Origin of the sequence: Mesorhizobium sp. LSHC420B00 (assembly GCF_000503055.1) — a bacterium.
GTDB lineage: Bacteria > Pseudomonadota > Alphaproteobacteria > Rhizobiales > Rhizobiaceae > Mesorhizobium.
In genome coordinates, this window is record NZ_AYVY01000027.1 from 55,389 (window position 1) to 65,868 (window position 10,480).

A 10,480-nucleotide genomic window follows, 5' to 3' on the forward strand; every position below is an offset into this window, starting at 1 on the left:
ACGTCCGGCCGCGGCCTTCCCGCGACCGGACGCACCAAATTCTCGGCCGATGGCCGATCAAGTCGGCGGGCGTTTGGCCCGCGCTAGATGCAAGGGGTTTTCGAGGACCCCGAAAAGGAGAACGGCATGAACCAAGAGGTCATGAATCTCTTCAACCCCCAGGCGCCTGCGCAGGTGTTCGATTCCATCCGGATCTCGCTTGCCAGCCCTGAGAAGATTCTGTCCTGGTCATTCGGCGAGATCAAGAAGCCGGAGACCATCAACTACCGCACCTTCAAGCCGGAGCGTGACGGCCTGTTCTGCGCGCGCATTTTTGGTCCGATCAAGGACTATGAGTGCCTGTGCGGCAAGTACAAGCGCATGAAGTACAAGGGCGTCATCTGCGAGAAGTGCGGCGTCGAAGTCACGCTGTCGCGCGTCCGCCGCGAGCGCATGGGCCATATCGAGCTGGCGGCACCGGTCGCCCACATCTGGTTCCTGAAGTCGCTGCCGTCGCGCATCGGCACGCTGCTCGACATGACCCTGAAGGACATCGAGCGGGTCCTTTACTTCGAGAACTACATCGTCACCGAACCCGGCCTCACCGCGCTGAAGGAGCACCAGCTGCTCAGCGAGGAAGAGTACATGATGGCCGTCGACGAATATGGCGAGGATAGTTTCACCGCCATGATCGGCGCCGAGGCGATCCACGACCTGCTGGCCGGCATGGACCTCGAGAAGATCGCCGGCGATCTGCGTTCGGAACTGGCTTCGACCACCTCCGAGCTCAAGCAGAAGAAGTATCTGAAGCGTCTCAAGGTCGTCGAGAACTTCATGGAATCCGGCAACCGTCCGGAATGGATGATCATGAAGGTGGTTCCGGTGATCCCGCCGGATCTGCGTCCGCTTGTCCCGCTGGACGGCGGCCGTTTCGCTACGTCGGATCTGAACGACCTCTACCGCCGCGTCATCAACCGCAACAACCGCTTGAAGCGGCTGATCGAGCTGCGCGCGCCCGGCATCATCGTGCGCAATGAAAAGCGCATGCTGCAGGAAGCCGTCGATGCGCTGTTCGACAATGGCCGCCGCGGCCGCGTCATCACCGGCGCCAACAAGCGTCCGCTGAAGTCGCTGTCCGACATGTTGAAGGGCAAGCAGGGCCGGTTCCGCCAGAACCTGCTCGGCAAGCGCGTCGACTATTCCGGCCGCTCGGTCATCGTCACCGGTCCCGAGCTCAAGCTGCACCAGTGCGGCCTGCCGAAGAAGATGGCGCTCGAGCTGTTTAAGCCCTTCATCTACGCCCGTCTCGACGCCAAGGGTTACTCCTCGACCGTCAAGCAGGCGAAGAAGCTGGTCGAAAAGGAGCGTCCGGAGGTCTGGGATATCCTCGACGAGGTCATCCGCGAGCATCCGGTGCTGTTGAACCGCGCGCCGACGCTGCACCGCCTCGGCATCCAGGCGTTCGAGCCGATCCTGATCGAAGGCAAGGCGATCCAGCTTCACCCGCTGGTCTGCACGGCCTTCAACGCCGACTTCGACGGCGACCAGATGGCGGTCCACGTGCCGCTGTCACTGGAAGCGCAGCTCGAGGCTCGCGTGCTGATGATGTCGACCAACAACATCCTGCACCCGGCTTCCGGCGCGCCGATCATCGTCCCGTCGCAGGACATGGTTCTCGGTCTCTACTATCTGTCGATCGTCAACCAGAACGAGCCGGGCGAGGGCATGGTGTTTGCCGATATGGGCGAGCTCCAGCATGCGCTCGAGACCAAGGCGGTAACGCTGCATTCCAAGATCAAGGGGCGCTTCCGCACGGTCGACGCCGACGGTAAGGTCGTATCGAAGATCCACGACACCACGCCTGGCCGCATGATCATCGGCGAGCTGCTGCCGAAGAACGTCAACGTGCCCTACGAGACCGCCAACCAGGAGATGACCAAGAAGAACATCTCCAAGATGATCGACACCGTCTACCGCCATTGCGGTCAGAAGGAGACGGTCATTTTCTGCGATCGCATCATGGCTCTCGGCTTCAGCCACGCCTGCCGTGCCGGCATTTCGTTCGGCAAGGACGACATGCTGATCCCGGATGCCAAGATCAAGCTGGTGTCCGACACCGAGGCTTTGGCCAAGGAATACGAGCAGCAGTACAATGACGGCCTGATCACCCAGGGCGAGAAGTACAACAAGGTCGTCGACGCCTGGGCCAAGTGCTCGGAAAAGGTCGCCGACGAAATGATGGCCCGCATCAAGGCGGTCGAGTTCGAGGACAACGGCCGTCAGAAGCCGATGAACTCGATCTACATGATGTCGCACTCCGGTGCGCGCGGCTCGCCCACCCAGATGCGCCAGCTCGCCGGCATGCGCGGCCTGATGGCCAAGCCTAGCGGTGAAATCATTGAGACGCCGATCATCTCGAACTTCAAGGAAGGCCTGACCGTGCTCGAGTACTTCAACTCGACCCACGGCGCCCGCAAGGGTCTGGCCGACACCGCCTTGAAGACGGCGAACTCGGGTTACCTGACGCGTCGTCTTGTCGACGTGGCGCAGGACTGCATCGTCAACTCGCTCGACTGCGGCACCGACAAGGGCCTCACCATGCAGCCGATCGTCGATGCCGGTCAGGTCGTCGCTTCGGTTGGTCAGCGCGTTCTCGGCCGCACCTCGCTCGACGATATCACTCACCCGGTCACCGGCGAGGTTCTGGTCAAGGCCGGAACGCTGATGGACGAGCGTGACGTGGAACTGATCGAAAAGGCCGGTGTGCAGTCTGTCCGCATCCGTTCGGCGCTAACCTGCGAGGTCAGGGTCGGCGTTTGCGCGGTCTGTTACGGACGCGATCTGGCCCGCGGCACGCCTGTCAACCAGGGCGAGGCTGTCGGCGTCATCGCGGCGCAGTCGATTGGCGAGCCGGGCACCCAGCTCACCATGCGTACCTTCCACATGGGCGGCACGGCGCAGGTGGTGGATTCCTCGTTCCTTGAAGCCTCGTACGAGGGCAAGGTCGAGATCCGCAACCGCAACGTGGTGCGCAACTCCGACGGCCAGCTGATGGTCATGGGTCGCAACATGGCGGTGCTGATCCTCGACGAGGCCGGCAAGGAACGCGCCACGCACCGCGTCACCTACGGTTCGCGCATCTTCGTCGACGATGGCGACAAGGTGAAGCGCGGCCAGCGTATTGCCGAGTGGGATCCCTATACCCGCCCGGTCCTCACCGAAATCGAGGGCAGGGTGGCGTTCGAAGATCTGGTCGATGGCATTTCCGTTCAGGAAACCGCCGACGAATCGACCGGCATCACCAAGCGCGAGGTCATCGACTGGCGTTCGACGCCACGCGGCAACGACCTCAAGCCGGCGATCGTCGTCCAGGATGCCAAGGGCAAGGTCGGCAAGCTGTCGAAGGGTGGCGACGCCCGCTTCCTGCTCTCGGTCGAGGCCATTCTTTCGGTCGAACCCGGCGCACAGGTTCGCCCCGGCGACGTGCTGGCGCGTATTCCGATGGAAAGCGCCAAGACCAAGGACATCACCGGCGGTCTGCCGCGTGTGGCCGAACTGTTCGAGGCACGCCGTCCGAAGGATCACGCCATCATCGCCGAGATCGATGGCACGATCCGCTTCGGTCGCGACTACAAGAACAAGCGCCGCATCATCATCGAGCCGCATGACTCGACGCTTGAGCCGGTCGAATACCTGATCCCGAAGGGCAAGCCGTTCCATCTCCAGGACGGCGACGTCATCGAGAAGGGCGACTATATCCTCGACGGCAATCCGGCGCCGCACGACATCCTGGCGATCAAGGGCGTGGAGGCGCTTGCCTCCTACCTCGTCAACGAGATCCAGGAGGTCTACCGCCTGCAGGGCGTGTCGATCAACGACAAGCACATCGAGGTGATCGTTCGCCAGATGCTGCAGAAGGTCGAGATCACCACGCAGGGCGATTCGACCTACATTCCGGGCGACCACGTCGACGTGATCGAACTGGAAGAGGTCAACGAGCGCCTGGTCGAGGAGGGCAAGAAGCCGGCCGAAGGCCAGCCGGTGCTGCTGGGCATCACCAAGGCCTCGCTGCAGACGCCGTCCTTCATCTCCGCCGCCTCCTTCCAGGAGACGACGAGGGTGCTGACCGAAGCTGCGGTTGCCGGCAAGACCGACATGCTGCAGGGGCTGAAGGAAAACGTCATCGTCGGCCGGCTCATCCCGGCCGGCACCGGCGGCACGATGAGCCAGATCCGGCGCATCGCCACCTCGCGCGACGAGTTGATCATCGACGAGCGCCGCAAGGCGTCCGGCGTCGAGGTCGCCGAGCCGATGCTGACCGACATGGTTACCGCCGCGCAGTAAGCGCGCAAGTAAGAGAAGATAGAAAAGGGGCCCAAGTGGCCCCTTTTCGCATTGTGGTTCCCCAATCGGATCGGAGGACAACGGATGAGCAGGAGGATCTGGGCTTCTGTCGACGGCTACATTGTCGAGGCTCTTTTCGAGGCGGATCCCGCCCTCGATGCCGTTCTGGCGGCCAACCATGACCACGGCCTACCGCCGATCGATGTTTCCCCGGCACAAGGCAAGCTGCTGTCACTTCTTGCGCGAATGCAGGGAGCGAAGAAGGTACTCGAAATCGGCACGTTGGGCGGCTACTCGACAATCTGGATGGCGCGAGCGTTGCCCGTGGACGGCAAGGTCGTGACGCTCGAGCTTGATCCGCACCACGCCAGTGTCGCGCGGTCGAACTTTGAACGGGCAGGGGTATCTGACCGCGTGGAACTGCGGGTCGGACCGGCGCTTCAATCGCTTGCCGCGTTAGGCGCCGAGAATGCCGGGCCGTTCGACTTCATCTTCATCGACGCCGACAAGCCGAACAACCAGCACTATCTGTCCTGGGCGATGCGTCTTTCGAGGCCGGGGACTGTCATCGTCTGCGACAATGTCATCCGTGACGGCGCGGTGGTGAACGAAGATGGCCGCGACGCCAATGTCGAAGGGGCACGCGCGGCGTTCTCGTTCATTGGCAGCGACAAGCGTCTGCAAGGTACCGCGATCCAGACTGTTGGCGCCAAGGGCTATGACGGCTTTGCAATAGCGATCGTCAGTTGAAGCTGCCACCGGCGGCTGGCTTTTTAAGGAATCGGCAATTGAACGAGGCGACCATCTGGGAATTGATCAACACTGGCCGAGATCGTATGAGCTTTGGGCAGCGAAGGCTTTGGGACCTGATCAAGATCGATCCGGAAGAATGGCTGCATCACTCTCCTGCTGGGAGTGATCATCGCATCTGGGTCGTAGCGTTGATCGGCCGGAGCGTGATTTCTTACAATGACATTGAAGGTGGTTTCGGCCGCTCAAATTTCATTCGATATGGAGAAATCACCGAGCTTGGCTGGGGGCAGGCCGATCTCGAGGTGGCGGTTCAACATGTCATGAGCGAACTTGAACAAGGACACCGGACGGCTCCCGTTGCTTCTGCGCCTCGTCCGGGAGAATTCCTGGACCGCAAGCCAAGATGATCCGGAACATTCAAGGTCGCTCTACCGGGGTCAGTGTCAGTCAAAAAAAGCTTCGACCACATTGCGCTTGCCGAGCATGAAGGCGTCGGCGACGTGCTGGAGCGGCGCGAGGTCGACGTCGGAAACGCCGGCGCGCACGATCTCGGCGAAGCGCTTGTAGAGCATCGGATATTCGGCTTCCGGCTCCTCGTGAACGACGCGGCCATCGATGGCGAGCTTTGAGCCGCCGCCAGAAAGCACCATCGATCCGGCCTCGGTATCGGCCAGGATGTCCCAGCTTTGCGGCCCGGTCTGGCGCCAGTCGAGTTCCATCGTCACCGGCAGACCGTTCGAAGTACGGAAGACGATATGGGCGGCGATCGGGGCCGCGCGGTTTTCGGGGAAATCGAGCTCTGCCGAACTGATGAGCATCGGTGGCAGGATGTGGGTGGCGATCGACAGCGCGTTGATGCCGGGATCGAAGACGCCAAAGCCGCCGGGAGCCCAGATCCATTCCTGATTCGGATGCCAGCGGCGCACGTCTTCCTTCCAGTTGATGGCGGCCGACCTGATCGTAGTCGAGCTGAGGAATGTACGCGCTGCTTCGACGGCCGGCGCATAGCGCGAGTGCCAGCTGGCGAACAGGCAGACGCCGTTCGCCACCGCCAGCGCTTTCAAATCCTCGACCTCGCTGACCGTGGCGCCGGGCGGTTTTTCCAGGAAGACATGCTTTTTCGCCGCCAGCGCCGTGCGCGCCGCGTCGTAGCGGAACTGCGGCGGCATGCAGAGCGATACGGCCTCAAGCTCCGGCACAGTGTCGAGCATCGCCTCGATATCGGGAAAATTCGCAATGCCGTCCACCTTGCCGTGCCGGCTGGCGGCGGCGACGAGGCGGTAGTCGCGGTCCTTCGCCAGGGCCGGAAGGTGCTGATCGCGAACGATCTTTCCCACGCCGACAATGCCGAGCTTGATGGGATCGCTATTCAGGGACATGGGGACTCCGCAGGTTGATATTGCGCTTGGTTCTTAGCAGAGAACCGATGCCGGGCAAGCAGGGCGAGACCGCGACAATCACATGGCTGGTCAGATCGGCACATCGAACGTTACGATCGACACTTCGCCTTCGAGCGCGCCCTGATAGGCGGACAGATGCGGCTCGTCGTCGGGCACGCCGTCCATATCGCCGATCTGGTCGAGCTCGGCCTCGGCATAACCTTCCGCGGCAAGCGATTCGAGAGCACGGCGCACCGCAGAATCGTCGTCCGGCGCGACCAGCATCAGATGCACGCCTTCCGGCTTACCGCCTTTGCGCTTCCACACCCGGCCGGTAATAATGGTGACTGGGCGCTCCTCATTGTCATTCACGGGTTCGTACCTCCGGGCGAGGGGGTTTGGGCTGTTCATGCCGCCTTTTCGCACGAAGCACGGCCCGGAAACAGCCGCAAGCCGGTCACTTTCTGCCTTCCTCTTGAAAAACGGCGCAAGAAAATTACATGCATTTTTCGCATGGCTGCCACGCCTCGGTTTCAGCGCAATATTTGCCGCTCCGGGGTTGACGGACAGTGGCCATACGAGTAGAAGCCGCCCAGTCAGAACCGATGTGAGGCTCTTGCTTCCGAAGCGACACGCTTTGGAGTTTGCCTCAAACAGGGTTCGTTTTACGAGCGAAAAGACATTTCCGGCGTGCATGAAGCGGCTTCCGCTTCCTCTGCCATTTGTTCGGGCAAGACCGCGAGGCGCGGTTTGTGGCCCGAATTTGCGTATGGAAATGACGCTTTGAGCGGCCCTGACCGGGCGAGACACGGAATTGAGAGACAAGAGGGTTTAATGCCTACCGTCAACCAGCTGATCCGCAAGCCGCGCATTGCGCCGGTGAAGCGCAACAAGGTCCCGGCCATGCAGCAGAACCCGCAGAAGCGGGGCGTCTGCACGCGCGTCTACACCACGACGCCGAAGAAGCCGAACTCGGCGCTGCGCAAGGTGGCCAAGATCCGCCTGACCAATGGTTTTGAAGTGATCGGTTACATCCCCGGCGAAGGCCACAACCTTCAGGAGCACTCGGTGGTGATGATCCGCGGCGGTCGCGTCAAGGATCTTCCGGGCGTCCGTTACCACATCATCCGCGGCGTGCTCGACACGCAAGGCGTGAAGAACCGCAAGCAACGCCGTTCGAAATACGGCGCCAAGCGTCCGAAGTGACCGAAGCGTAGCCAAGGTCGTTCCGGGCGGCGTCAAGCGACGATCCGGGATCCAGGCCACCGCGTAGAATTGAGGCAGAGAAAAAATGTCCCGTCGTCACAGTGCAGAAAAGCGTGAGATCAATCCGGACCCGAAGTTCGGCGATCTGATCGTCACCAAGTTCATGAACGCCGTCATGTATGACGGCAAGAAGTCGGTTGCCGAGACCATCGTCTACGGCGCGCTCGACCAGGTCCAGTCCAAGACCAAGCAGGAACCGGTCACCGTCTTCCATCAGGCGCTCGACAATGTCGCGCCGCATGTGGAAGTGCGTTCGCGCCGCGTCGGCGGCGCCACCTACCAGGTTCCGGTCGACGTGCGCCCCGAGCGCCGTCAGGCATTGGCCATCCGTTGGCTGATCGCCGCCGCCCGCAACCGCAACGAGACCACTATGGTCGACCGCCTCTCCGGCGAGCTGATGGACGCGGCCAACAACCGCGGCACCGCCGTCAAGAAGCGTGAAGATACCCACAAGATGGCAGAAGCCAACCGCGCTTTCGCGCACTACCGCTGGTAAAGCGCGAACGAGACTGAAGAGGCACCTCCCATGGCCCGCGAATATAAAATCGAAGACTACCGCAATTTCGGTATCATGGCGCATATCGACGCCGGCAAGACGACGACCACCGAGCGCGTCCTCTATTACACGGGCAAGTCGCACAAGATCGGCGAAGTCCATGACGGCGCTGCGACCATGGATTGGATGGAGCAGGAGCAGGAGCGCGGCATCACCATCACGTCGGCCGCCACCACGACCTTCTGGAAGGGTCGCGACGGCAAGATGCATCGCTTCAACATCATCGACACCCCCGGCCACGTCGACTTCACCATCGAGGTCGAACGTTCGCTGCGCGTGCTCGACGGCGCCATCGCGCTGCTCGATGCCAATGCCGGTGTCGAGCCGCAGACGGAGACCGTCTGGCGCCAGGCTGACAAGTACCGCGTGCCGCGCATGATCTTCTGCAACAAGATGGACAAGATCGGCGCCGACTTCTACCGCTCGGTCGAGATGATCGGTTCGCGCCTCGGTGCGCATGCCGTCGTCATGCAGCTGCCGATCGGCGCCGAGACCGAGTTCAAGGGTGTCGTCGACCTCGTTGAGATGAACGCGCTGGTCTGGCGCGACGAGACGCTGGGCGCTGCCTGGGACATCGTCGAGATCCCTGCCGACCTCAAGGCTCGTGCCGAAGAGTACCGCGAGAAGATGATCGAGGCCGCCGTCGAAATGGACGAAACGGCGCTCGAGAATTACCTCGAAGGCAAGATGCCGAGCAATGACGAGATCCGTGCGCTCATCCGCAAGGGCACGATCGCGGTGAAGTTCTATCCGATGTTCTGTGGCTCGGCCTTCAAGAACAAGGGCGTGCAGCCGCTGCTCGACGCCGTCGTCGAATATCTGCCGTCGCCGGCCGATGTCCCGGCCATCAAGGGCGTCGACGCCAAGACCGACGCCGAGATCGAGCGTCATGCCGACGACAACGAGCCGCTGTCGATGCTCGCCTTCAAGATCATGAACGACCCGTTCGTCGGTTCGCTCACCTTTGCCCGCATCTATTCGGGCAAGCTCACCAAGGGCATCTCGGTCGACAACACCGTGAAGGGCAAGAAAGAGCGCATCGGCCGCATGCTGCAGATGCATGCGAATTCGCGCGCCGACGTCGAAGAGGCTTTTGCCGGCGACATCGTCGCCCTCGCTGGTCTCAAGGACACGACCACCGGCGACACGCTCAGTGATCCGCTGCATCCGGTCATCCTCGAGCGCATGGAATTCCCCGATCCGGTCATCCAGATCGCCATCGAGCCGAAGACCAAGAACGACCAAGAAAAGATGGGCCTCGCCCTTCACCGCCTGGCCGCCGAGGATCCGTCCTTCCGCGTCAAGACCGACGAGGAAAGCGGCCAGACGATCATCTCCGGCATGGGCGAGCTTCACCTCGACATCATCGTCGACCGCATGCGTCGCGAGTTCAAGGTCGAGGCCAATGTCGGCGCGCCGCAGGTGGCCTATCGCGAGACGATCACTCGCAAGCACGAGCAGGACTACACGCACAAGAAGCAGACCGGCGGTACCGGCCAGTTCGCCCGCGTCAAGATCCTGTTCGAGCCGAATCCGGAAAGCAGCGAATTCGAGTTCGAAACCAAGATCGTCGGCGGCGCTGTGCCGAAGGAATACATCCCCGGTGTCGAAAAGGGCATCAACAGCGTCATGACCTCGGGCCCGTTCGCCGGCTTCCCGATGATCGGCGTCAAGGCGACGCTGATCGATGGTGCCTACCACGACGTGGACTCTTCGGTTCTGGCCTTCGAAATCGCCGGCCGCGCCTGCTTCCGTGAAGCAGCGCCGAAGTTGGGCGTGCAGTTGCTCGAGCCGATCATGAAGGTCGAAGTGGTGACGCCGGAAGATTACGTCGGCAGCGTCATTGGCGACCTGAACGGCCGTCGCGGCCAGATCCAGGGCCAGGAAGCCCGTGGCGTCGCGGTGGTCATCAACGCGATGGTGCCGCTCGCCAACATGTTCAAATACGTGGACAACCTTCGCTCGATGAGCCAGGGCCGCGCGGCCTACACGATGCAGTTCGACCATTACGAACCGGTCCCGACCGCGGTCGCCCAGGAAGTCCAGAAGAAATACGCGTAACTCGAAACGAGTTGCACCAGTAACTTAATTCAAGGCCCGCACGGGCTGGCAGGAATGGAGAGATCACATGGCAAAAGGTAAATTCGAGCGCACTAAGCCTCATGTGAACATTGGCACGATTGGTCACGTCGACCACGGCAAG

Annotated in this window: 8 protein-coding genes and 1 pseudogene; 7 read left to right on the top strand and 2 right to left on the bottom strand. The window is 61.8% G+C overall.

Annotation, left to right across the window (positions count from 1 at the left end; genetic code table 11):
* Window positions 1-126: 126 nt before the first annotated feature.
* The 3 genes from rpoC (at window position 127) to X760_RS66895 (ending at window position 5,483) form a co-directional block, all read left to right on the top strand.
* Window positions 127-4,323 carry a DNA-directed RNA polymerase subunit beta' gene (gene rpoC, locus X760_RS66885; protein WP_023721671.1) on the top strand — a complete coding sequence of 1,399 codons (4,197 nt, stop codon included), beginning with the start codon at window positions 127-129 and terminating at the stop codon, window positions 4,321-4,323.
* Between the two features lie 84 nt (window positions 4,324-4,407).
* Complete coding sequence (locus tag X760_RS66890; RefSeq protein ID WP_023721672.1) at window positions 4,408-5,073, top strand: O-methyltransferase; 666 nt, start codon at window positions 4,408-4,410, stop codon at window positions 5,071-5,073.
* 38 nt (window positions 5,074-5,111) lie between these two features.
* Entirely contained in the window at window positions 5,112-5,483 is a 372-nt protein-coding gene (locus tag X760_RS66895; RefSeq protein ID WP_023721673.1) for a hypothetical protein, read from the top strand.
* A 36-nt stretch (window positions 5,484-5,519) separates the two neighbouring features.
* On the opposite strand, the gene X760_RS66900 is transcribed toward X760_RS66895, so the two are convergent.
* The gene (locus tag X760_RS66900) at window positions 5,520-6,455 is read right to left on the bottom strand and encodes a Gfo/Idh/MocA family oxidoreductase (RefSeq protein ID WP_023721674.1); all 936 of its coding nucleotides are present in this window, start codon (window positions 6,453-6,455) and stop codon (window positions 5,520-5,522) included.
* A gap of 90 nt (window positions 6,456-6,545) precedes the next feature.
* Window positions 6,546-6,827 carry a transcriptional regulator gene (locus X760_RS66905; RefSeq protein ID WP_023721675.1) on the bottom strand — a complete coding sequence of 94 codons (282 nt, stop codon included), beginning with the start codon at window positions 6,825-6,827 and terminating at the stop codon, window positions 6,546-6,548.
* A gap of 462 nt (window positions 6,828-7,289) precedes the next feature.
* Between X760_RS66905 and rpsL the strand changes: the two genes are divergently transcribed.
* The 4 genes and pseudogenes from rpsL to X760_RS75315 form a co-directional block, all read left to right on the top strand.
* Entirely contained in the window at window positions 7,290-7,661 is a 372-nt protein-coding gene (gene rpsL, locus X760_RS66910) for a 30S ribosomal protein S12 (protein ID WP_006333356.1), read from the top strand.
* An 85-nt stretch (window positions 7,662-7,746) separates the two neighbouring features.
* Window positions 7,747-8,217, top strand: a complete 471-nt coding sequence (gene rpsG / locus X760_RS66915; RefSeq protein ID WP_008875664.1) for a 30S ribosomal protein S7 — start codon at window positions 7,747-7,749, stop codon at window positions 8,215-8,217.
* Between the two features lie 30 nt (window positions 8,218-8,247).
* Window positions 8,248-10,338 carry an elongation factor G gene (gene fusA / locus X760_RS66920; protein ID WP_023680448.1) on the top strand — a complete coding sequence of 697 codons (2,091 nt, stop codon included), beginning with the start codon at window positions 8,248-8,250 and terminating at the stop codon, window positions 10,336-10,338.
* A gap of 67 nt (window positions 10,339-10,405) precedes the next feature.
* A pseudogene (locus X760_RS75315) lies at window positions 10,406-10,480 on the top strand (elongation factor Tu); the annotation flags it as partial.

Bases quoted from the DNA above. Each gene is read 5' to 3' on its own strand.
- rpoC (WP_023721671.1), top strand. From the start codon at position 127: ATGAACCAAGAGGTCATGAATCTCTTCAACCCCCAGGCGCCTGCGCAG.
- rpsL (WP_006333356.1), top strand. From the start codon at position 7,290: ATGCCTACCGTCAACCAGCTGATCCGCAAGCCGCGCATTGCGCCGGTG.
- X760_RS66890 (WP_023721672.1), top strand. From the start codon at position 4,408: ATGAGCAGGAGGATCTGGGCTTCTGTCGACGGCTACATTGTCGAGGCT.
- X760_RS66900 (WP_023721674.1), bottom strand. From the start codon at position 6,455: ATGTCCCTGAATAGCGATCCCATCAAGCTCGGCATTGTCGGCGTGGGA.
- fusA (WP_023680448.1), top strand. From the start codon at position 8,248: ATGGCCCGCGAATATAAAATCGAAGACTACCGCAATTTCGGTATCATG.
- rpsG (WP_008875664.1), top strand. From the start codon at position 7,747: ATGTCCCGTCGTCACAGTGCAGAAAAGCGTGAGATCAATCCGGACCCG.